Source organism: Saccharibacillus endophyticus, from assembly GCF_013185185.1.
GTDB classification, from domain to species: Bacteria; Bacillota; Bacilli; order Paenibacillales; family Paenibacillaceae; genus Saccharibacillus; species Saccharibacillus endophyticus.
In genome coordinates this window covers 490,610-512,470 of sequence record NZ_JAAZWE010000001.1, presented here as the reverse complement: position 1 = coordinate 512,470, position 21,861 = coordinate 490,610, and the positions used below count along the sequence as shown (strand labels likewise).

Genomic DNA, 21,861 nt, shown 5'->3' with positions numbered 1-21,861 from the left:
CGGCAGGCTTCTTCGGATCGAACTCGAATTTTAGTTTTCGTTTCTTGATTTTCGTTTCCTAATTTTCATCTCTTTTTTTCGCGATTTCGTTCTGCTTCGCTCTTAGTTTCTCGGGCGTCACGTCGTCGCCCAGCGGATCGACGATCGTGGAATTCAGCAGAAGCTCGTCGACCGAACCGCGGAAGGTACGCAAATATTCTTTGCGAAGCACCGCTTGCTCTTCTTTTTCAGCCTCCGTCAGACCGACTTCTTTTTGTTTCTTGGACAGCTCGTTGATTCGTTCCAAACTCGGGTTTACCATATGACTTCCTCCCTGACTCCATGCATTTTTCATTTTGGTTATATCATATTTTAACTAATTTCTGCTTTCGTGTACATCTTTCGCGCCGATAGACGGGTCAGGCCGCATCGTTCATTGCAGATATCTTGCCAAAAAGTCAGAAACTCTGCGGTAATTGTCCTGCGACTCATCCTTACTCATATCGAATTGATATTCATGCATAAGCTCCGATTCGTAAAAAGCAGCTTCGACCGGAACGTCCGATGCTTCCAACTGTCCGCGCAGCTCTTCGGCATGGCTTTGAAACGAATTCGTGTTGCCGTCGGTCAAATAGGTCGGCGGATAATCGGCATTTACATTCCCCGTTATATTCGACTGCTTCGCTTCCGCCGACGTCTTCCAGTTCTTTTTCCCGAAATAAGCCCAAGCCGATTTGTTGAAAAAGTAGTTGGACATGCCGGAATCCGTTTCGTCGAACTTTTCGACATCCAGCAGCGCCGAGAAGAACACGACGGCTTTGATAGCATCGGGACGGATCGAAGGTTCTATGCCGATCGTCTCCGCGTATCCGGGATCGACCTGCATATTGGCGAACTGTCCGATCAGCTGCCCGCCCGCCGAGTCGCCGCCCAACGCGATCCGCGTCATATCGGCTCCGTACCTTGAAGCGTTCTTTTCGATATAGCGATAGGCCTCTCCGATCTGAAGCAGCGGCTTCGGATATTCGGATTCGGGCGCCAGCTCGTAGTTCAAATTCGCGACGATGTACCCTTGGCTGGCAAGCATGGTCATATAATCGGCGATCCCGTTCTTGTCTCCTCCCACAAAAGCTCCGCCGTGTACCCAGAAAAGCACGGGCTTTTGCCTGTTTACGCTATCTTTCGGTATATAGATATCCATTCGGCCGAAACGGGATGAAGGATCGTAAATTTCGTTTCGATGTACGACGACCTGTTCGCTCAAGCTTGAAAACTCGGGAATTCGGGCATACGAACCTTGCGCTTGATCGCCGATTCCGCCGAACGCCCATCTCGTCAAATGCGCCGCGGGATCAGGTGTGAATAAGCCGATGCCGAAAAACAAAACCGGAATAGCGATCAGCAGCGACAATACGGCCGCGGATATTCGTTTGACTGCTTTCATCCGTCTCTCCTTTTGACTACTGACATACTGCTGTCAGTAGCGGGCTTGTATAGTGAACATATAAACGCAATCCAAATTCATAGGTACGCAAAGGAGAATATCATGCCCGTTATTGGACCCGACTTTATTTCGCTTCAGGTGACCGATCTTGAAAGTTCCGCACAGTTTTATCAGAATCATCTCGGTCTCGTTCGATCCCAAGCAGGCCCGCCTCACGCGGTCGTTTTCGACACCAAACCGATCGCTTTCGCGCTGCGCGATCCGATGCCGGGCGTTGAGCTGCGCTCGGTTACGCAGCCGGGACTTGGCGTTGCATTATGGCTGCACGCGCCCGATGCTCAAGAGATTCACGACAAGCTTGCCACGGCAGGCGTAACGATCGTATCGGCTCCGATCGACGGACCGTTCGGACGCACGTTTAGCTTTGCCGATCCCGACGGGTACTGGATCACGCTGCATAGTAAGGCTTAAGCAGACGCAAAAAGTGCAGCGGCATGACGATTCATGTTGCTGCACTTTTTCTTTTTCGAAAAACAATTATTAATTTTGCTTTCTCATACGCTCGATGTTGTGATTCAACCGAACCAGCGTTTTTTTCAATTGAGCCAGTTCCGCTTCGCCCATGTCGGCCAGCAGCTCGTTCGCGAAATGTTCTTTTTCTTTTTGCGACGTCTCGATCATTTCCCGGCCGGCATCGGTCAGCTGAACGAATACCGAGCGGTTGTCCCCGTCTTTTTTGCGCCGGGTCACGATCTTGTTTTCCTCCAGCTGCTTGAGATGACGGGCGACGGCCGCTTTGTCGAGCGTGACTTTGCGCTGCAGGTCGCTTTGGCTGATCTCGCTTTCGTTGTAGATCAGGGCGAGAATCTCGAAGCGCGACTGGCTGATGCTGATGTAGGCATCGAATGTCGTATTGATCGCGTTGTTGACGCGGTAGATTTCATATAAAAGAGCGGATTCCTGCGACCAATCTTTGCTCAAAACCATCACATCTTTCTCGGATTTATTTCGAACGGGCTTACGATATCTTTTATTATAACGCAAAATCAAGCAAAAACCCTCTCTCCTGAGGAGAAAGGGTTTCGTTAAATCGGATAAGGATCAATAAACCGACAGCGTACCGTCGAAGTTGATGACCTGCCCGTTACGGTTCTCGCCGTCCAGCACGAAGCCGGTAATCAGCTCGGCGGCTTGAGCCGGCGTCTTCATGAAATCGCCGGTCATGTTGCCGTTCAGGTCCGTGGTCACGCCTCCCGGCATGACGGCAAAGATCTGCACCGGGATGTTTTCTTGTTCGAACGCCATGCCCCACGACTTCGTCATCACGTTCAAAGGCGCTTTGGACGTCGAATACGCGAACGGATTGAAGAATGACAGAGGCTCGATCGGAATCGTGATGTTTTGGATGATGCCTTGGTTGGCGATCAACAGCGGAAGCAATCCTTTCGACAACGCGAACGGTCCGATAAAGTTGACCTGGTGCGTCTCGCGCAGTTCTTCGACGTTCGATTCCCAGCCGACGCGGTGCATATCGCCGGGGATGCCCGCGTTGTTGATCAGCAGCGACAGCTCCGGATACTGTTCGTTGATCGTCGCGACGGCTCTATCGATGCTGCCGAGATCGGCAACGTCCACGACGAGCAGCTTCGAGTCTCCGAAAGCTTGCAGCTCGGCGACGGCCGCTTCGCCGCGTGCTTGATCGCGCGCGCCTACCAATACGCGGTATCCCGCTTGCAGCAGATGCTTCGCCGTTTCAAAACCGATCCCTTTATTCGCGCCTGTTACCAACGCTGTTTTCGTCATGATTCATTCTCCTCTTACAATGTTGATACATCAACAGTTGATGTATCAACATTGTAGTCGCTATTCGATATTCTGGCAAGTCCTTTTCCGAGCAAAAATTTTCACATGAAAAAACTCGTCGTAATCGCAGTGGCGCGATACGGCGAGTTCGATGTAAAGAGTTACAGCGATTCGTTATCTTTGTTTTGAGCGATCTCGTTTTGTTTCGCTCTCAATTTTTCCGGGGTCACGTCGTCGCCCAGCGGATCGACGATCGTGGAATTGAGCAGCAGATCGTTAACCGAACCGCGGAAGATTCCCAGGTATTCTTTGCGAAGATGCGTTTGTTCCTGCCGCTGTTCTTCGGTCAATCCGTTTTCTTTCTCCATTTTCGACAGTTCATTAATTCGTTCCAAGATCGGAATAACCATATATTTGTCCCCCTTCATTTCGCGGCGATCGTCCCGCGCTCCGTATCGTTAGCGACTTCGAACTCCATGACGTTCGCGTCAGATCTCGGTGTCGAGCGATCGGATAAAGCGGCGAATAAACGATTCGTTGCGTCTATAGTATGTCCATTGACCGTAACGGGCCGATTCCAGCAATCCGGCTTTGTGCATCATGTTCAGATAGTGGGATACGGTCGATTGCGAAATCTTCGCCTTTTCCTGAATTTCGCCTACGCAAACTCCGCCTTCAAAGCCCTCCCCTTTCGGGATGTTCGCGCTTTGGTCGGGAAAATGCCGTTCGGGTTCCTTCAGCCACTTCAAAATGTTCAAGCGAGTCTCGTTCGATAAAGCTTTGAATATGTCAATGTGTTCCATATCTTTATTATATCGATTTTTACCGATATATCAATATAAGCTCGTAATCTCGCTCGTACATGGCGGCGAGCGGCTTTCCGATCAGCGGAACGCTGGCATCATGGACACGGCGCAGCAGCCTGCCTGCATCGTCCACGATCTCCGGCGCCCATAACCAGGCAGGCAGCAGGTATTTACCGACTTTGCCCGGAAGAAAAGTAACAATCTCCCGTCCCTCCGCGTCGAAACCGACCGGCATCGGTACTTCTTGACTTGATTTTTTACGCTCATAAACAAGCACAGGCCCTTCTCAGCCTGTGCTCTGTATTACTTCTATTAAGATAATCGTTTATCTACACCATACTGATAGGGCACGCCAAGATTTTCTCTTAAAGTCTCTCCCTCATAATCTTCATGGAATATACCACGCTCCTGTAAAATAGGAACCACTTCTTCCACAAAACGTTTCAAGTCGGTTTCATAAGCATCGGGCAGTATCCAAAAACCATCTGCTGCGCCGCTTTCAAACACTTCAGTTAGGTAATCCGCCGTTTCTTTTGCATCCCCTAATGTTGCAGGATGGTAATCAATCACGGAATGATAAATGACATCGCGTAATGTCCAACCTTCACGCGCCACTTTTAAAACATTCTCAGTACGAGGATCGGAGTAACGGCCGATTTTTACCTTATCTAAAACTTCCGGTGCGATCGGTCGTTCCAAATCTTCAGGAGTCAAGCTGATTCCTAATATCATTCCGATATGATATGCACGTTGTCTTACGATATTTTCATCCATAAAACTTGCGTGACGATCTATGGCTTCACGTTTAGAATTGGCAATAACCGGCATGAGTCCTGAGATAAATTTAATCTCATCCGGATTTCGACCCGCGTCTATCGCAGCCTGGCGTAGTGCATTTCTTGTAGCAATCCCTTGTTCGATCGTCCACACTTCACCAATCATTGCACTCGCATAACGTCCTGCAAACGCTATACTATTCGGGGATCCACCAGAGTGAAAGATGACCGGTTGTCCTTGCGGTGAAGGCGGAATGGGCAAGGCTCCGCTTGCCTGTATATGTTTACCGGATATATGAACAGGTTTTACTTGGCTGTAATCCGCAAAGACACCGGTTTCTTTATCGGCTTTTAGAGCATCTTTTCCCCATGTTGCCCATAAGTGCTGTACAGTTTCTACGAACTCGTAATGACTTTCATACCGTGATCTATTATCCATTAATTTTACACCAAAGTTCTCTGCTGCCTTTGGACTTGATCCCGTAACCGCATTCCAAGCAATACGTCCACCACTCATTAAATCTATCCCTTTAAATTGACGTGCTAACGTAAAAGGATTATTCCACTGAGTGTGCACAGTCGACGCCACGCCAATGTGTTTGGTTTGTTGTAATATGGCAGTGGCCGTAATGATAGGTTCAAGCGTCATCGATGGCACTTCCCTGTTATCATCGGGTATCGCTCCAGGGAAATCCCCTACAAACAGAAATTGAAATTTACCTTTTTCAGCAAGTTGAGCATAGCGAATATCTGCATGAATATCTGGATAAGTAGTCACATGGACGCCTTCGCTTTTCCAAGCTTTGGCACTTGCCCCGTATGCCCCCGTAAATCCTAAACCAAGCAGCATTTGTTTTTTTTCGGACATAAACAACCCCCCTAATTTATTTTTATATGGTATCTACTTGCCGATAGGACTCAAAATAAATAAACAATAACGTGTCAAACGTTCTATACTATCTACAATCTTTAGAGACAATTTTCCAGTCTATCAAAGGGCGCCTCCGGTCGATTCATTTGCAATACGGGGATCTAGTCCGTACTGCTCGGGCAGACTTAAGTGGTCACGGAGAGTTTTCCCCTCATATCCGTCGAGAAAAAGGCCGCGTTCGCGCAGGACGGGAACGACGCGATCGACGAATTCGTCGATCCCCGTGTGGAAGTCGTCGAAGTTTGTCACGAATCCGTCCGCGGCTCCGGCTTCAAACCATTCCTGAAGGTAGTCGGCAGCTTCCTCGGCGGTGCCGACTATAGTAGGTGTAGCCTCGAACACCCCATGGGCGAGGATGTCACGGGGCGACCATCCTGCTTTAGCCAGCTTGACTGCCAAAATGGAACGTGCGTCTTGCGGATTCGCCCGAACGGAGGCGAGCTGCGCAGCCGTGAGAGGGGCGTCAGGGAGAGCGATTTCCTCACGCAAGCCGAGATACGCGCCTAGATGTGACAATGGTCCTCGGATATCCGTTCTGTCGTCGAGCGCGCGCCGTGCATCGAGGGCTTTCCGCTTCGTTTCGCCGACTGTGAAGCCGGCGAATACAACGAATTTGATTTCTTCGGGATCTCGGCCCGCCTGTACGGCAGCTTCTTGCAGAGCCCGACGGATGGCCCGGCTTTCTTGGATCGTCGATGGCATTCCGACAACGACGTTGGCGTACATGCCGGCAGCTTGCAAGCCGTAACCGCTGCTGGCAGGCATCATAATGACCGGCTGTCCCTGCTCGGACGGAGGGATGGGAAGCGGTCCGCGCGCTCCGACGTGCTTGCCTTGAAGGTCGATCGGACGAATATGGGCCGGGTCAGCGAACATGCCGTTCGGGTCGGGCCGGCCCGCTTCGTATCCCCAGCTTCCCCACAGCGCCTGGACGATCTGCACCACTTCGTGGAGACGCTCGTACTTATTCTCCCGGAGAGGCGGAACCTTGCCGAAATTCGCGAAAGCAACGGGTTCGTAGCTCGGTACGGCATTCCATCCGGCCCGTCCGCGGCTGATCACGTCGAGGGCCTTGAATTGGCGGGCCAGCAGGTACGGCTCGGTGAAGGAGGTGGACGCCGTGCCCATCAGTCCGATCTTTTCGGTTGCCTGAGCCACGGCCGAAAGGGTAATGATCGGATCGATGTTGAACAAAGGCGGTGCCTTGGAAAGATCGCCTTGCAGGAAAAGACGTTCGGGCAGGAAGAGGAACTGCATTCCTCCCCGTTCGGCTGACCGTGCCTGTTTCACGATAGCATCAATATTAGTGTATGACCCAAGGTCCGCGTGCGGCATCCGCCATGCGGCAGGATGCGAACCGAAGTTGTTTCCGAGGACCGCTCCCAAGATCATATGCTTGTTTTTCGTTTCCGGCTTGCCTGCGGATGATTCACTTTTTTTTACGTTATTCATGGATATGCCTTCTTTCCGACTCGAATCATTAAGATGATTGTGTATCTAGAGCCATTATGCTTTCATCAATTCAGCCAATAACGCATATCCTTTTAATCGCGTACGCTGATCCGCATACCAATCCGCGATCATAATCTCGTCAATATGTGCTGTGCGTTCAAGTTCTTGAATTTCCGTCTTGACTTGCTCGGAATTCCCTATGATAAAGCGTCCTTTATTTTGTTCACGGATATCCAGTTCATATGGAGTAAATTCATAGTTGGCCGCTTCTTCAACCGACATTAATCGCAAGTCTTCTGATTTTACGCCCATATACATTTTCATCCAGCTAATTTCAGCCGGCAAGGCCGCTCGTTGTGCTTCTTCTTCCGTGTCTGCCACGAAAATGAATTTCGATAAAATGCTGTACGGCTTTTCTTTATGGCCTTGCGCTTCGAAGCGTTGTTTATAAAGGTTCAATAATTGCACGTCTTGCCCCGGGTTTAATTGGCCTGCAAAAGCGAATTTCATACCGAATTTTGCCGCCAAACTTAAGCCGCCTGCGGATGAGCCTAGCATAAACATATTTGGCTTATACGGTGCTCCAGCGATTTTTAACGCTTGGAAGGGATGACCTTCGGGGAAGGATTTCGTTAAATGATAAATAATCTCTTGAATCTGATCAGCCGTATCTACCTCAATCATTTTCTCTCTGGTCATTTGAAGTGCGATTTTTGCCAAGATGTCCGTTCCGGATGCACGTCCCATGCCCAAATCCACGCGACCCGGAAACGATGCTTCTAATAGCGCAAAGTTTTCCGCCACTTTATAAGGACTGTAATTGGGCAGCATGATGCCTCCTGCTCCGACGTTCATCTTTTTCGTCAACGTACCGGCGAGCATCATCAATAAATCGGGAGCCATGCTGAATATGGTCGTTGCGTTGTGATGCTCCGTAAACCAGTATCGTTTATAGTTCAAGGAATCCGCTAATGCTAATGTTTCTTTTGTATTTTCCAGCGCTTGTTGAGGGGTTTCTCCCTTAAAAACGTGCACGTAATCGAGTACCGAATAGTTCACAACGTCATCTCCCGTATTATGAGGTAAATCGAATTTTCTTTCTTATGACCTTCTATTTTTTCGCAAAGCCTTGTTTATTTAAATACTCGAGCATGGAAGGCATTTGGCTTCTCTCGAGATGATCCGCGATATGGTCTGTCCAACCTTTTATCTTTTTCACAGAAAAGGGTGCGCTGACTGGACGATTCTGATAATAATCGCGCATCTGTCGGTCATACGCTTCCAACTGATCTTTGTCCACCGGCTGGTATTGATTCTCGAACATCATCATTGATTGAGGCAAACGAGGCTTCAAACCAGGCTTCTCTTCAGCAGGGTAACCCATGCAAAGCCCTACCAAAGGAACAACATGCGTTGGTAAATTCAATAAATCGGTTAATTTTTCTATGTTTGCTCTAACTGCGCCGATATAGACCCCTCCAAGACCCATTGATTCGGCTGCCGTTAAAGCATTTTGAGCCATTAACCCCGCATCGAACGATCCGATCAGTAGAAACTCAACGTAGGAAAGATCTACGTCAGGGGCGATTTGATGGTTGCGATTAAAATCAGCACAAAAAATCCAGAACTCTGCCGCTTCTTCGATATAAGGTTGATCCACGCAAAGATGCATTACTTTTTTCCGAAGATCTTGTTCAGTAATTCTCATAATGGTTACTGCCTGAAGCAGACTAAACGAGGACGTTTGATTCGCCGCCTGAAAAATAGCGGACCGCTGTTCCTCAGTCAACGGCTGGCTTGTATACGAACGAACGGATGCATGATTTTGAAGCAGTTTTAAAGTATCATTCATTGAATTATCCCTTCTAATAAAAACTTTATTTGGGGCTGTTAAATTCATTTTGGCTCTACGGATAGCTGTCGGTATTTTCAGAAGATAAGAAACCAAGATAATACTTAGCTTATTAAACAATAGGTTAAGATATAACGGATGATTGATTACTTTTCGAAGACTTCAATCATGTTTAGAGATTTGAGTTCTTGAGTATTTTAAAATTTACTTATTAGGATTGATCCTATACCAACGGTCACCTTTATTATGAACGTTACGTCTCTTTTTCAATGTGCGTAGCTGCCTATAAACCAAAATGCGAAAATTCCCGTTAACGTCTATTTGCAAATCTGATTGAATTTCATTTAAGCATGCAACGATTTTCTCGGCACTTATACCGGGTTTCTCTTGTATGCAGGCAAGAATAAGCTGCTCAATTTTCAATGGATACACCTCTTTGGATCGAGCTGCCAAGGAATCGACAGATCTGTTTCGGCAAAAGAAATAAATAATTAGCCTGCTAAATAAATGATGAGAGAAACTTTAGTATAAGTTTCTCTCCATCCGATCCATTACATCTCTTAAAGCTAAACGTTCTTCAGGAGAAAAGGAATGGAGCAACTTGTCTTGCTGCTGTTTCCACTTTAGCTTAACCGACGCCTGTAAATCTCGCCCTTTTTCGGTCAAATAAATCCGCATGACTCTAGCATCTTGTTGATCGCGTTTGCGAGATATAAATCCATTTTGCTCCAGCGATTTCACCATGTTCGTGACTGTCGGCGGTTCACATTTTAAATGTTCGCATAATTGCATTTGGGTAATTCCATCACTTTCCCATAAACGACAAAGTAAATTATCCTGACCTACATACAAATTAATTTCTCGCAGACTTTCATTATAGTCTCGACGCATACGAGATGAAATTTTATCTAATGACTGACGAATATCGCAATCAATCTGATTGTTCACTGCTAAACCTCCACTACCCAAAATATATTTAGCAGACTAAATGTATCACGAGGGAATTCAGCTGTCAACGAAAATCATTAGCCTATTAATCAATATCCGCCGTTTGACCGTTCCAAGTGATCCAGAGTGACCGAAAAAGCAAGAATCACGCATTCTGCCCGGTGCCTATTTCAATTTTGTGCTTTTCGAGCCAGCGGACGTCCATAAGGTCACTCTGTAGACCCATCGATTCGTTCTCGGAGCGCAGATTATGCAAATGCTTTTGCACTTATATTTTCCCGTACATTAACCTATCCTTCTATGCCGTCTTCCTCGACCACAACACCACCGGAATCAACAACAACGCTAGCACGGCCCCGCCCAAAGAAAGCATCGAATAACTCGAATGCGCAACCACCATACCCGACAGCGCACCGCCTGAGGCTCCCGCAAGAGCGATCAGCACATCCACCGTTCCCTGCGTTTTCGCGCGGGTCTCCGGCGTCGTGGCATCCACGATCGCCGCGGTTCCGCTGATCAGACCGAAGTTCCAGCCCAGGCCGAGCAGCGCGAGCGCAAGAATGAGCAGCGGCATGGAATCGCCCGGCGCGAATGCGGCTAACAGACCGGCCAGCAGCAGCGTCACGCCGGATGCGTAGGACATCAGTTTGCGACCGTATTTATCGACGAGAACTCCGGTCAATAAGGAAGGCAGGTACATCGCCGCCACGTGGATGCCGATGACCATGCCGACGGCACCGAGTCCGTGACCGTGGTGCTTCATATGTACCGGCGTCATCGTCATGATGCCCGTCATCACGATCTGGGTTAACACCATGACGGAAGCGCCGATGATAACGCCCCGCTTATTGACTTCCCTTTGCGCTTGCGAAAGAGGCGCGGGCGCAGCGCTGCCGAGGCTGAGTTTTTCCCGTTCCGCGGAAGCGACCGCTTTGGCAACAAGCAGCGGATCGGGCTTCAGGAAGATCAGCAGGACGAATCCGGCCAGCAGATAGGCGGCGGCGGCCAGCATGAACGGACCGGACAGGGCCGGAGCGCCCAATGAGGTAGCAACGCCGCCCGTCACGTTCACCAGATTCGGTCCCGCTACCGCGCCGAACGTGGTGAACACCATGGCCATGCTGATCGATTTGGCGCGCTGCGTCGGCAGGGCGAGATCCGTACCCGCATACCGGGCCTGTAAGTTGGTCGCCGATCCGGCGCCGTATACGAGCAGCGATAACAAGAGTAGCGGAATGCTGTTCAGCACGGCGGCCAATACGACGCCGATCGCGCCGATTCCTCCCGCTAAAAATCCGCTGGCCAGTCCGACGCGTCGTCCCGAGCGCTGCGACAAGCGACCGACGATCAAGGCAGCACCGGCCGAACCCAACGTAAACAGCGCCGTCGGCACGCCCGCATAGCCGTCCGTGCCGAACATGTCCTGCGCGAGCAGCGCGCCTACCGTGATGCCGGCGGCAAGTCCGGCTCCGCCGAACATTTGCGACGCGATCACGATATTCATCGTTTTCCGGTACAATCGGCGCTGCTTTTCCGGCGAATCGACGTAAGACCGGAATTCGGCGTTCCGACTCCCCGCCGATTCCCGGGTCGGAACATTCTTTTCGGTTTGATCTTTTGACATCTCTTCCCCCTACTTCCACTTTGACAATATCCGAAATGATACCATGCGTGAAAAAGCCATACAATAACGAAATTGTATGGCACACAATGATCCCGTTCAAATTCAGATTTACGTAATAAGAAAACGGCCGCTTGTTCTCTCCGCAACAGCCGTTCTCTTATCAATGTTTTTATTGGTTCTTTAATTTCAGCTATGTACCAATTCGATGATCTTCTCTTCTTCCGAAGCGGTCGCTTTTTTCGGTCTGAACACTTCTTGGAACTTTTCGTCGATCCAATCTTCGATTTATTCGACGTCTTCGCTTCTGCACAGCACGACTCCGCCGTGCAGCGAAAATACGATATATTCGTACCGCTCCCCTAGAATCGATGTTTTCATCACTTTCGTGTTGATCAGACTGGCGTTAAAGTTCAAAGCGTCCGTTACGGAATCTTCTTTCAAATCGGCGTACATTCCCAGGATTTCGGCACTCCCTAAGTCCTCATTTCTTATCGCTCATAAAGCTTTATAGATTCACTATCTTATCGATAGCTTTTGTCAGTTTAACAGCTTCGATCCGAAGACGCATCCCGAAAATTTTAAATGCTCGCCTATCGCGTCGTTAAAGGCATTTACGACAATCAGCAGGGTCTTTACGACTGGGGTTCGACTTTAAGTTGATCCTTACCGTTGCACTGGAATCGGTGCTTCAGCGCACTGACTAATCCATGCAATCGCCATCAAGCATACAACAATCATCGTAACGAACTTGCCGATCTTGATGCTGTACTCATTCTTGCGCAAGCATTGCGTGCATGGGGGAATGATCGGGGCGTTGAAGGAATGATGCTTTCGCCAGAAACACATATGAATATGAAAAAGGGCCTCCCGGCATGATGCCGGAAAGCCCTTTTCTTATTCGCCGCTTCGAATATTCTTCACCGTCCGCGGCTCCAACGAGAAATTCGAGTAGACCCGATCTCCTCCGCCGCCCGTAGGAGCTTGAGCGACAAGACCGACTTTGACCGTGTCTCCCACCGGAAGATTGAAGAAGCGAACCATGAAGAAGCGATTGCCGTCGAGCGAATAGTGGAACGCGAACGATTGGCCTACGCGCACCGCTTGCAACCATACCGAATTCCCTTCAATATTACTGCCGTTGGCGTCGTCCGACGTATGGTTGGTCACGACGCTCACCACCGCATGCGTATCGAAGTCGGTAAATTCAAAACAAAACTTGCCCCACACGTCCAGATTGTCCATGACCATCAAGCAAGCCGCGTCGTAGACGTCTTTGAAATCCACTTGCACTTGTGCGCGCATCACGAAATCCCCGGTGACTTCTTTATAGAAAAAAGGCGCGTTCGTCAGCGATTCCGGGGTAATGCCTTCGTCGGAAACCGCTCCGTTATTGCAGAAAAAGTCGCTTTTCTCCGGGGCGTAAATGGTCAGCTTGTCCCCTTCGAATTCGGCACGGCTCTCGTTTAACCAACGGAAATCTTTAAAATCAGCTGGGTTCATGGTCATTTTCCTCCTTCATTTGGGCGCTTCCATTGCGTATCCGAAAAACGGATCGGTCGAATCACTTTGCACGGATTGCCGGCTGCGACGACGTTGGGCGGGATGTCCTTAGTCACGACGCTGCCCGCGCCGATGATGCTGTTCTCCCCGATCGTCACGCCCTGCATAATTTTCACGTCGCCGCCCAGCCATACCCGATCCTCCAACACGATCGGCTTGGCGTATACGCCTTTTTCCGCTCGCTCGAATGGATCTTCCGCATGGTTGGCCGCATACAATCCCGCACGCGGTCCTATGTACACGTCATTCCCGATCTTGACTTCGTTGCAATCCAGAATAATCATATCATGGTTGATATACACTTCGCTTCCAATCGAGATATTAAATCCGAACTCGCAGCGAAAATTCGATTCGATGTACACATTTTCCCCGACCTCGTGGAATAACGCTGTCAAAATCGACATGTCGTAGCCTTCGTTGGCGTTTACTTTAGCATTATATCTTCGGCACTCCGCCAACGCATGATCTCTGACGCGGGCCACGTCGGGAGCGGCGTCATCATACATTTCTCCGGTATTGGTCATGCGTTTGATCTGCTCGATATCCATAAAAACCTCCGACTTTACCTATTTTGTTGGTAAGATGAAGAAAATACGAGGTGCAGCGAAACGACTTCTTCCCAGAACAGATTATAGGCATAAGCCTGCTTAGGCTCAATCCACTTTCTTTCCATTCGTTATCACTATTTTCCCGAAAAGGAGCTGCTTATGCGTCCAGACACGATGCCTTTAGATGCTATGCTGTACGAAGGTACCCAACACGGCACGGCGAATTTTCCGATCCAGTTCTACGTCGACGAGCTTCATTTGTTCCAACAACGACAGGTTCCGCTGCATTGGCATTTCGAACCGGAGTTTTTCGTGATTCGAGGTTCCGCGATTCAGGTGCAAGTCGGTCATCATCTGGTTCCGCTGAATCCCGGGGAAGGGATCTTTATCAGCAACAATACGCTTCATCGATTTCAACAGGTCGGCGAGCCGCAGGAATGTCCGTGTCCGAATATCGTATTCTCCGCCGAGATGATCGCCCCGCACTCCAGCGTCATTTACGAGAAATACATCACGCCGCTGCTGGATGCGCCGGATCTGCCTTATGTCGTATTCAAACCGGAGATTTCTTGGCAAAAAGACGTATTGGAGCGGTTGGATTTGGTGTTTGCGTTGTTGCAGGAGTTTGGGCCGAAGAGCGTGTACGAAGCTTTTCCTTATCTGGACTTCGGGCCTCGCGACTTGAACGGTCAAGGGTATGAAATGCAGGTGCAGCGGGAGCTTAGCGAGGTATGGCAGATCCTGTTCGCGCATCTGGATGAACTGCCGCGATTTCCGCAAGACAAAAAAGCGATCCAGGCGCAGGTGAGACTTCAGCAGATGATCGCTTATATTCGGGAGAATTACCGGAATCCGGTGACGCTTCAGGATATTATCCTATCGGCCAATATTAGCAAAAGCGAAGCGGCGCGGTGTTTTCAGGCGTATACGAGCGTATCGCCGATCGAGTATTTGCTGCAATATCGGGTCAAAATGGCTCAGCGCCTCCTGCATTTAACGACGCAGAGCGTGCAGGAGGTGAGCCTGGAATGCGGGTTTCGGTCGTTGAGCTATTTTGTAAAGGCGTTCAGGGAGAGGGTTGGGGTGACTCCGGGGGAGTATCGGCGTTCAGGATATAAAAATTAAATAGGTGATGAGAATTAATATTTTGCATTCATTACAAAAGTTTTTATTTGTTTATTGATTGATAATTCTTCTGCTTGTTTGTGTAATATTTCTTTGACTTCCTCTATGTCGTACTTAAGGGCATTCTTCTTACGTGAATCAGATGCACTCCATTTTTCACTATCAAACCATCCCACTAAATAGATACCATAACTAGTCTTACCCTCACTTAAATAGCGATCTGCTAACTGGGTTTGCATGGCAGTTAGCAGCTCCCGATGCCAATTGCCTTTTACTTCGATAACAACAGTTATCTTTTCAAAATTATCTGCATCTGATAGAGCTACTGCATCCACATGAATATCCGTTCGCTCTCCTGTTTCTGACGCTAAAGTAGCTTGTAACTCTACTTCCCTATTTACAACGATTGCATTTCCCCGAATTTCATCTTCAAGTCTCCTTTTGATGTAATCCGAAAATTCATTTTCATTGTAAGGTGTATACTTATTATCTCCAACGTCATTCCATATGTCCCGAACTTCAGGAGTTACACCATGTAATCTTTGCTCAATCTTTGTCAGTGCCTTTAATACAACATCTATAAGCTGATGCCCACTGTCTACAATTCTTTTCTGAGAGTTTTCCGCAAGCAAAATTAGATCTTTAGCGCTTACTGGCTGCCATGTGCTACGTCGCGTTGTTTCTTTAGCTTCTTGCAGTGTCCAATTCAACCAGCTTAAATGAGGAAAGGATCTAATAATTTGTTCAATAGCTGAAATGGATTTTTCCGTTCCTCGCCCTTTTAGCAAAATTAAAAGGCTGTCTCTAAATTCAGCGATATGTTCTCTTGGTCCCACCCAATGAGCCATAGTTTCATTTTCGTGGTTGGGATCTTCATGGTGAGGAAATTGCTTGGTTAACCATATAAATATCTCAGCCAAAAATTCTTCAGAAAAAGAATTTACTTTCAACTTAGCTTCAGTTTTGTCTGCAGCTAATAAAAATACCTCACGTAAAAATATTGGATCATGTTGTTTAAAATTCCATATTTGTTTCCATGTTTGTTCATTAGATTTCAATAAAGCCACAGCTTGTATAGTAGCCGATAATTTACTATTTTCATCGTTATTCAATTGTGTTTTAATTATCGATAAAACATATTCCTCTACACCAGACACCTTACTCTCTAGAAGTTCACCAATAAGTATACTTTTGTTTTGATCATTCAATTTTTGTTCTCTCAAAAATCGAAAAACCTTCACTTGCAACTCATCATCCCAACATTCTTCCATTAAACCAATAAAAGAAATGCTGGAATTATCTTGGTCGTATTTAAGCATAAGCTCCAGCAGATCATTAATAATTTTAGATGAAGCCTTGCTGTAAGCCATTCTCATTAGTTGTTTTCGAATCTTTTCTTCCTCTGGACTTTCATTATATGAGCAAAATAATACCGGAGACCATTTACTCCATATATTTGTATCTATAGAATACAAAAAATCATGTTCAAAATCATAATTCAATCTCAAAGCCTTATAGCCGGCCATTGCAGCGTGATGAAGAATGTTTTTACCAAACCATTCTTCTTTAAGTACCTCTGCTTGCTTTATATATTCTTTTGAATAATTTATAACCAAACGCTTTTCTCTATCTGCAATCAACGACCAGCCAGGATAAGTTTGTATATTCATATTAAATACATCTGCTCTATTTACTTCATCTAAATAAGCCAACTCATAGATTACCCTCCACCATAGCCCAACCTCACCTGCTATAACTTTTGCCATCCAAGTGTCGAACCGAGTTGTTAAAGAAGGCACCTTTGGAGTTTGCTGCTCTCGGTTTCTTAGACGCCGTCTTTCCAACTTATAAAAATCATTCTTTGCTTGTACTGCTTCTTTTGAGTCTAATACAATCGGTTCCAAGTAGCCCTTATAGGTCTCGAATACAGCAGCATTGTCATTTGCAAATTTCATTATAGTTTCAACGTTTCTGTATTCAAAAATGTCACCGCACCATAGAGAAAGTCTAGCAAACTTTTTTTGTATCCTCTCTTCTCTTTGCTCACATGCTTGTTCCAAAAACCAAATAAGATCTATTTCTTTAACGAAAATAGAATAAGCTAAATGATTAACCCCTTCTTCTGATTCTAACAGTATTTTTTCTACGATTTTTTTCTTTATATCTACTTTAATTTCTCTTTTTAAGTATTCAAAATCATCAAAATTTTTAAATCTTATTTTAATTATTTTAATAAAAGCTTCAACTGTATACTTGTTTTCGAAGTTATCTAATGCTTGATTCATTAATTCTTTAAATAAATCTTCCCAAAAAAAATCTATATGTCTGAAATCGCTATAACCTAATAGCCAAGTCAAAACAAAAGGAAGATCCTTTTCAGTTAAAGCCTCTTCAAATTTATACTTGATAAAATATCTATACTCGCCCCAAAAATTCAATTTCTTTGGAGGAGTCAAAATAGAAAGCAACTGCTCCAGATTAATAACGTCTGGCCACAATGCACTCAAAGCTTTTCCCTTTAACTCATCATTGTAGTCCTCTTCCAAATTTTCTTCGACCAAGGGCATTAAATTTTGAATTTCACTTGAGTCACATAATTGGACATAAGTATTAACCGCTAGACCACGCAGATAATGATCTTCTTTAGGATCCAGTAAAAGCAGAAGAACTTCATTTTTTAATTGTTGAACTCTATTGATTTTAGCAATTCTAATAGCAATTCTTCGAGCAAATGAATTTTTGCTTGGATTACTTATATAAGGATGCAATTGTGCAGCAATTTGAGGATGATTTAATTTATTGAGTAGATTAATCAGGTCTGGTTCTGATCCGTGTAGTTCCTGTGCTTCGCATTTTAAAAGAAGATGCTCTACAATCCTTTTTTTGGCATTGTCTTCTGTATTTACAATATCGCTTTTTAGCAACAATTCCGGTTCATGATCTAATATATATTGGAAGACATTATTATTTAAAGACGCAAGCCATACAGCTGTTTCACGAAGTTGAGGAATAATTTTACCTGTCGGGTCAGTCGGATGCTTAATTAAACTCAGCATTTGTTCAAACGTAAAGTTGCTTTCGATAAGGTAAATAGCAGCTAAAAACTCAGCATAAGTCTGGTGCGACCAACCAAAACGTGCAGCTCCTCTTGATGTGAAAAGACCTGTAGAAAGTACCTCTGCAACATCATTTTCAGCCAAAACTAGATTCTGATTTATTTGTCGATCTGAACCGTTTAGGATATCAAGCATATTCAAATCTTCTTTTTGGTACCTACCAAAATAGTTCTCTCTAACAATGGTGAATTTATTTGTAAAGATAGTAAGAGCGGCAATTCTCGAAGCAATAGTTAAACGCCCTTCAACATCAGTCGTTTTAAAACTTTTTATTTTAGCATTAAGTTCTTCGCACAACCATCTGCAACCTTCATAGTATATTTGAGATTGTTTGTCAGGAAATGAATCTTGGCTTTCAAATATATTTAACAACATTTTTAGCGTAACGGGTTTTATTGCAAACGGAACAATATTTTTAGCAATAACGGCCTCCAAAAATTGATTAGAATCTAATCCTTCGCTTGAAGCTGCCCCTTCAACATCGCAGCGCCTTAACGGAAGCATTTCAAGTGCCAAAAATTCGTCTTCTCCCCAAGCGTTAATTAATTCTTCTTCTAGACGTAACGGCCAATCTGCAGTTCGACAAGCAATCCTTAGAAACAGGCGATTGCAATCATAATTTTTGAATTCATCAGCTAATAAGTCAGCTATTTCTTTCATTTGAAGTAAACACTCGTCTAGACTATCCAAGAAAACATAAAGTAAATTATCGCTATCAACCCAGTTTAAAAATTTGGGACTATCAAAAAGCTTGCGCATTAAACGCTGCTCGCTAGCAAATGATCTAAGATCTATATAGATTATGTCTTGAGAAAGCTCCTGTTCCTGAGACATCTTTTTGAAAGTATAAGTCTTGCCAATACCAGGCTCTCCTAATAAGGCTAAGCATTTTACTTGTTTGAGTTCATCTGCCGTTTTCACAGCAGTTGATAAGTATTTTCCATATTCAGAAGTAGGTTCAGTTAAAAAACCCTCTTGATCCAAAGAATAAGAGTCAGTACGGCCACACCAAAACCTTTCCCAATCATAAATATTTTTTTTCATATTGCTCCTTTATCATATATATTTAAATTTAAAATTTTTGCGTTTTTTTCAACCAACCTCCAACCCATAAGCCCGACAAGCCTCTTCCAACCCGCCCGCGAAATAAGTCTCCGACGTCGTAAAAGCCCATTCCCCGTCGATCTTCCGGAATTGCCCCAGCACCAACGTATCGCACACCGCGCTCGGCATGTACTCGAACGTATGGTACAGATCCAGCTCGTTATCGATCGTCAGCTCCACTTTCCGCTTATACGTATCGAGCGATCCGACCACGACGATCCGCGTGCAGTGCGCAGGGAGCTTCGCCAGGTCGAGAATCAGCAGCTTTTCCCACACGTTATCGTTAATCAATCGTACGCAGCCGCTCGGATGATCCGGTTGATTGTAAAAGACGAAGTCGTCTTCGCCCGCGCAGCGGTCATGTTCGTTCACGAGAAACGCCGAAATATCGATATCCACTTCGTCTTCCGAATCCAGCTTCGACAGCTTGAGTTTCAATTCATGCTCCGGCGAGACGCCGATCCGCGAGCGCAGGCGCTCCTCCGTTTTCGTGAGCTGCGTTTTGTCCCACACTTCGACGCCGAGCTGTTCCGCCATCTGAAGCGCCGCGCGGCTGAAGTAACTCGTCGTCACCACCAAGTAACTGTCGCAATCGTACATTTTCGCTCCCGCGTACACTTCCTGCACGGCGCGAACCGGCACGACGTTGCTGAAGCACTTGAGCTGTACCGCTCTGCGGACGCCGCCTTTGATGATGATCAAATCGACTCCGTAATCCGGCGCATAAGGGTCGCTGGTCGGCACTTCCACGTCGTAGCCGAGCTTCGTGAACAAATCCTGCATCTGATACTCGAACGTCCGGCCGTCCAGCGCGATCTCTTCCAACACTTCCGGCGTGAACGAATAGGTCGTGGTCAGATCGGGAATGCCGTAATGCTCCGCGACCAGCTCCATCCCCGCGTCATAGCCGTTGCCGATCGCGTTGAACCGCCATTGGTCTTTGTAAGCATATAGCGAGCCCAATTCCAAAGCCGTATTGCCGGAACAAGCGCTCATATCCACGTCATACCGCAGCAATTCCCGGTTGTCGTAAGTCATCAGGCGCAGATAGAGTTCTTCCGGCACGCCGTGCGGCATGACGAGCGTGAACAACACTTTGTCCGGACCTGCTTGCCCGATCGCCGCCAGATTCACCGTAAATAACTCCATGTCCTCCGTCGGCAGCTCTCTTCCGTCCACGTGCGTCATGCCGATCGTCGATTTGTTTCCGAAAAAAGCGATGCTTTCCGCGTCCGGCAGCCGGTTGTTCGCGAGCAGCATGCCCGCGGTGAGACACTCGCCTTCCGACGTTTTCCAACCGATGCCGATCTTCAGATTGCGGGGTTCGATGGTCGTTTTGGAGCCTTTGACCACCTGCTGCGATGCGGAACGGTCTTCGGTCTGCATCACGCGAACCCGTCCGCTCATCGGCAGATCGGTTTTGTTGATATATTGGGTGAATTTGTTGAAGATTTTGCGGTAGAGCACGGAGGTAGCAAGACTGGAGACTTTCGGGGCGTGCGTGAGCGTGACGTTTTTCGGCGCTTTTTCCGTGCAGCGAAGCGGAGAGCCTTTGATCGAAATGAAGTTCCAAAACAGATGCGGCGCGTGCATGGAAGTGATCTTCGGCAGATACGGCGTAACCTCTTCATCCGTAAACCAGATCAGGTGCGTCAATTCGCTGGTCGTAAACAGTTTGGAGAACAGATCCGTTTTTTCGCCGCGTGCCGGGTCCAGACCATAGATGTGTTCTTTCATATAGGTGTGGGTGTTTTCGTGAGTGAACGGCGGCAGCAGGTAAAAAGAACCGTCTTGCTGCGCCACGACTTTGACCGGACCGCTCAACGTTAACGGAGACAGTTTGTTGAACACGGTCTGCATATTGCTGCGCTTCATGTATTTTTGCAAGCCTTCCGCGACGTTGACGATCAGGATGACGTTCATTTGGTCTCCCTCGACGCTTTGGCGGTTTAAGTACGATTGATACGAACTGCGATAACTGCTGGCACCCATAAGATGTCCCCTCCTGAGGAAATTTCTTTCTTAATATGAGCATAGTTCTAAAGTTCCACTTGCTCTCTAAATAGTACTCTCTTTTCTTCTGGAAGTGAATGCACAAAAAGAAAAAAAGAGTCGATTCAGTGCGCGAACCGCAACTGAAGACTCTTTTCCGTTATATCCATTTTCCGATCGCTAGCCCTCTACTCCAGCTCGATCTTCCGATCTCTGAAATAAACCTCCCGATCCCGCTCGTTGATCTCCCGCATGACTTTGCACGGATTCCCTACCGCGACCACGCCTGCCGGGATGTCTTTGGTCACGATGCTGCCGGCGCCGATCACCGAGTCGTCGCCGACCGTGATGCCGGGAATGATGATGACGCCCGCGCCGATCCAGCAATTTTTGCCGATATGTACCGGGGCGTTGTATTGATAAGCTTGCTCCCGCAGTTCAGGCAGAATCGGGTGTCCGGCCGTCGCGATCGTCACGTTCGGCCCGATCATCGTATAGTCGCCCACATGGATATGCGTATCGTCCACCAGCGTCAGGTTGAAGTTCGCATAGATGCCTTTTCCGAAATGAACATGGTGTCCTCCCCAATTCGCGCGAAGCGGAGGTTCGATGTAACAGCCTTCTCCGATCTCGGCGAACATCTCTTTCAGCAATTCTTGACGACGTTCTTGCTCAAGGGGGCGTGTGAGATTGAAGTCGTACAGACGCTCCATGCACTTCAGTTGTTCATTCATAAGCTGCTCGTCCATCGGCAAATATAAATCTCCGTTGTGCAATTTCTCTCTGAACTCCACTTCCGAC

The 21,861-nt window shown here is 47.2% G+C and carries 21 protein-coding genes; 2 read left to right on the top strand and 19 right to left on the bottom strand.

All coding sequences use genetic code 11. The annotated features are described in order from the left end of the window. Positions 1-58: 58 nt before the first annotated feature. Entirely contained in the window at positions 59-301 is a 243-nt protein-coding gene (locus HRQ63_RS02370) for a DUF896 domain-containing protein (RefSeq protein ID WP_172238554.1), read from the bottom strand. A gap of 111 nt (positions 302-412) precedes the next feature. Further along, complete coding sequence (locus HRQ63_RS02365) at positions 413-1,423, bottom strand: alpha/beta hydrolase (RefSeq protein WP_172238551.1); 1,011 nt, start codon at positions 1,421-1,423, stop codon at positions 413-415. 102 nt (positions 1,424-1,525) lie between these two features. On the opposite strand from HRQ63_RS02365, the gene HRQ63_RS02360 reads away from it, so the two are divergent. Beyond that, positions 1,526-1,894: a VOC family protein gene (locus HRQ63_RS02360; protein ID WP_172238548.1), complete on the top strand. Its 369-nt coding sequence runs from the start codon at positions 1,526-1,528 to the stop codon at positions 1,892-1,894. Between the two features lie 69 nt (positions 1,895-1,963). Here HRQ63_RS02360 and HRQ63_RS02355 read toward each other — a convergent pair whose 3' ends face one another. The 14 genes from HRQ63_RS02355 to HRQ63_RS26135 form a co-directional block, all read right to left on the bottom strand. Beyond that, positions 1,964-2,410, bottom strand: coding sequence for a MarR family winged helix-turn-helix transcriptional regulator (locus tag HRQ63_RS02355; RefSeq protein ID WP_229714040.1), 447 nt, complete (start codon positions 2,408-2,410; stop codon positions 1,964-1,966). A 114-nt stretch (positions 2,411-2,524) separates the two neighbouring features. Then, complete coding sequence (locus HRQ63_RS02350; protein WP_172238542.1) at positions 2,525-3,226, bottom strand: SDR family NAD(P)-dependent oxidoreductase; 702 nt, start codon at positions 3,224-3,226, stop codon at positions 2,525-2,527. A gap of 161 nt (positions 3,227-3,387) precedes the next feature. Beyond that, positions 3,388-3,636: a DUF896 domain-containing protein gene (locus HRQ63_RS02345; protein WP_172238539.1), complete on the bottom strand. Its 249-nt coding sequence runs from the start codon at positions 3,634-3,636 to the stop codon at positions 3,388-3,390. 78 nt (positions 3,637-3,714) lie between these two features. Then, positions 3,715-4,029 carry an ArsR/SmtB family transcription factor gene (locus HRQ63_RS02340; protein WP_172238536.1) on the bottom strand — a complete coding sequence of 105 codons (315 nt, stop codon included), beginning with the start codon at positions 4,027-4,029 and terminating at the stop codon, positions 3,715-3,717. 19 nt (positions 4,030-4,048) lie between these two features. Next, the gene (locus HRQ63_RS02335) at positions 4,049-4,309 is read right to left on the bottom strand and encodes a BUD32 family EKC/KEOPS complex subunit (protein WP_172238533.1); all 261 of its coding nucleotides are present in this window, start codon (positions 4,307-4,309) and stop codon (positions 4,049-4,051) included. A 35-nt stretch (positions 4,310-4,344) separates the two neighbouring features. After that, on the bottom strand, positions 4,345-5,676 hold the full coding sequence (locus HRQ63_RS02330; protein WP_172238530.1) for an NtaA/DmoA family FMN-dependent monooxygenase: 1,332 nt from the start codon (positions 5,674-5,676) through the stop codon (positions 4,345-4,347). Between the two features lie 123 nt (positions 5,677-5,799). After that, positions 5,800-7,191 carry an NtaA/DmoA family FMN-dependent monooxygenase gene (locus tag HRQ63_RS02325; protein ID WP_172238527.1) on the bottom strand — a complete coding sequence of 464 codons (1,392 nt, stop codon included), beginning with the start codon at positions 7,189-7,191 and terminating at the stop codon, positions 5,800-5,802. Positions 7,192-7,245: 54 nt separating this feature from the next. Then, positions 7,246-8,250, bottom strand: coding sequence for an MsnO8 family LLM class oxidoreductase (locus HRQ63_RS02320; RefSeq protein WP_172238524.1), 1,005 nt, complete (start codon positions 8,248-8,250; stop codon positions 7,246-7,248). Positions 8,251-8,302: 52 nt separating this feature from the next. Then, positions 8,303-9,043, bottom strand: coding sequence for an oxygen-insensitive NADPH nitroreductase (gene nfsA / locus HRQ63_RS02315; RefSeq protein ID WP_172238520.1), 741 nt, complete (start codon positions 9,041-9,043; stop codon positions 8,303-8,305). Positions 9,044-9,565: 522 nt separating this feature from the next. After that, the gene (locus HRQ63_RS02310) at positions 9,566-9,991 is read right to left on the bottom strand and encodes a MarR family winged helix-turn-helix transcriptional regulator (RefSeq protein ID WP_172238516.1); all 426 of its coding nucleotides are present in this window, start codon (positions 9,989-9,991) and stop codon (positions 9,566-9,568) included. Between the two features lie 298 nt (positions 9,992-10,289). Beyond that, complete coding sequence (locus tag HRQ63_RS02305) at positions 10,290-11,615, bottom strand: MFS transporter (protein WP_172238513.1); 1,326 nt, start codon at positions 11,613-11,615, stop codon at positions 10,290-10,292. 285 nt (positions 11,616-11,900) lie between these two features. After that, entirely contained in the window at positions 11,901-12,056 is a 156-nt protein-coding gene (locus tag HRQ63_RS02300; RefSeq protein WP_172238510.1) for a hypothetical protein, read from the bottom strand. Positions 12,057-12,509: 453 nt separating this feature from the next. Next, the gene (locus tag HRQ63_RS02295) at positions 12,510-13,115 is read right to left on the bottom strand and encodes a DUF1349 domain-containing protein (RefSeq protein WP_172238507.1); all 606 of its coding nucleotides are present in this window, start codon (positions 13,113-13,115) and stop codon (positions 12,510-12,512) included. 2 nt (positions 13,116-13,117) lie between these two features. Then, entirely contained in the window at positions 13,118-13,723 is a 606-nt protein-coding gene (locus HRQ63_RS26135) for a sugar O-acetyltransferase (RefSeq protein WP_172238504.1), read from the bottom strand. A 159-nt stretch (positions 13,724-13,882) separates the two neighbouring features. Here HRQ63_RS26135 and HRQ63_RS02285 point away from each other — a divergent pair, with 159 nt between their 5' ends. Continuing rightward, positions 13,883-14,848, top strand: coding sequence for an AraC family transcriptional regulator (locus HRQ63_RS02285; RefSeq protein WP_172238501.1), 966 nt, complete (start codon positions 13,883-13,885; stop codon positions 14,846-14,848). Positions 14,849-14,862: 14 nt separating this feature from the next. Here the strand turns inward: HRQ63_RS02285 and HRQ63_RS02280 are convergent, their stop codons facing one another. The 3 genes from HRQ63_RS02280 to HRQ63_RS02270 form a co-directional block, all read right to left on the bottom strand. Beyond that, the gene (locus HRQ63_RS02280) at positions 14,863-19,008 is read right to left on the bottom strand and encodes an NACHT domain-containing protein (RefSeq protein ID WP_172238498.1); all 4,146 of its coding nucleotides are present in this window, start codon (positions 19,006-19,008) and stop codon (positions 14,863-14,865) included. Positions 19,009-19,056: 48 nt separating this feature from the next. Beyond that, positions 19,057-21,060, bottom strand: coding sequence for a TerD family protein (locus HRQ63_RS02275; RefSeq protein WP_172238495.1), 2,004 nt, complete (start codon positions 21,058-21,060; stop codon positions 19,057-19,059). Positions 21,061-21,248: 188 nt separating this feature from the next. Next, the gene (locus tag HRQ63_RS02270; protein ID WP_172238492.1) at positions 21,249-21,854 is read right to left on the bottom strand and encodes a sugar O-acetyltransferase; all 606 of its coding nucleotides are present in this window, start codon (positions 21,852-21,854) and stop codon (positions 21,249-21,251) included. Between the last annotated feature and the right edge of the window lie 7 nt (positions 21,855-21,861).

Bases quoted from the DNA above. Each gene is read 5' to 3' on its own strand.
- HRQ63_RS02340 (WP_172238536.1), bottom strand. From the start codon at position 4,029: ATGGAACACATTGACATATTCAAAGCTTTATCGAACGAGACTCGCTTG.
- HRQ63_RS02285 (WP_172238501.1), top strand. From the start codon at position 13,883: ATGCGTCCAGACACGATGCCTTTAGATGCTATGCTGTACGAAGGTACC.
- HRQ63_RS02365 (WP_172238551.1), bottom strand. From the start codon at position 1,423: ATGAAAGCAGTCAAACGAATATCCGCGGCCGTATTGTCGCTGCTGATC.
- HRQ63_RS02345 (WP_172238539.1), bottom strand. From the start codon at position 3,636: ATGGTTATTCCGATCTTGGAACGAATTAATGAACTGTCGAAAATGGAG.
- nfsA (WP_172238520.1), bottom strand. From the start codon at position 9,043: ATGAATGATACTTTAAAACTGCTTCAAAATCATGCATCCGTTCGTTCG.
- HRQ63_RS02350 (WP_172238542.1), bottom strand. From the start codon at position 3,226: ATGACGAAAACAGCGTTGGTAACAGGCGCGAATAAAGGGATCGGTTTT.
- HRQ63_RS02295 (WP_172238507.1), bottom strand. From the start codon at position 13,115: ATGAACCCAGCTGATTTTAAAGATTTCCGTTGGTTAAACGAGAGCCGT.
- HRQ63_RS02275 (WP_172238495.1), bottom strand. From the start codon at position 21,060: ATGGGTGCCAGCAGTTATCGCAGTTCGTATCAATCGTACTTAAACCGC.
- HRQ63_RS02280 (WP_172238498.1), bottom strand. From the start codon at position 19,008: ATGAAAAAAAATATTTATGATTGGGAAAGGTTTTGGTGTGGCCGTACT.
- HRQ63_RS02305 (WP_172238513.1), bottom strand. From the start codon at position 11,615: ATGTCAAAAGATCAAACCGAAAAGAATGTTCCGACCCGGGAATCGGCG.
- HRQ63_RS02355 (WP_229714040.1), bottom strand. From the start codon at position 2,410: ATGGTTTTGAGCAAAGATTGGTCGCAGGAATCCGCTCTTTTATATGAA.
- HRQ63_RS26135 (WP_172238504.1), bottom strand. From the start codon at position 13,723: ATGGATATCGAGCAGATCAAACGCATGACCAATACCGGAGAAATGTAT.
- HRQ63_RS02325 (WP_172238527.1), bottom strand. From the start codon at position 7,191: ATGAATAACGTAAAAAAAAGTGAATCATCCGCAGGCAAGCCGGAAACG.
- HRQ63_RS02330 (WP_172238530.1), bottom strand. From the start codon at position 5,676: ATGTCCGAAAAAAAACAAATGCTGCTTGGTTTAGGATTTACGGGGGCA.
- HRQ63_RS02370 (WP_172238554.1), bottom strand. From the start codon at position 301: ATGGTAAACCCGAGTTTGGAACGAATCAACGAGCTGTCCAAGAAACAA.
- HRQ63_RS02360 (WP_172238548.1), top strand. From the start codon at position 1,526: ATGCCCGTTATTGGACCCGACTTTATTTCGCTTCAGGTGACCGATCTT.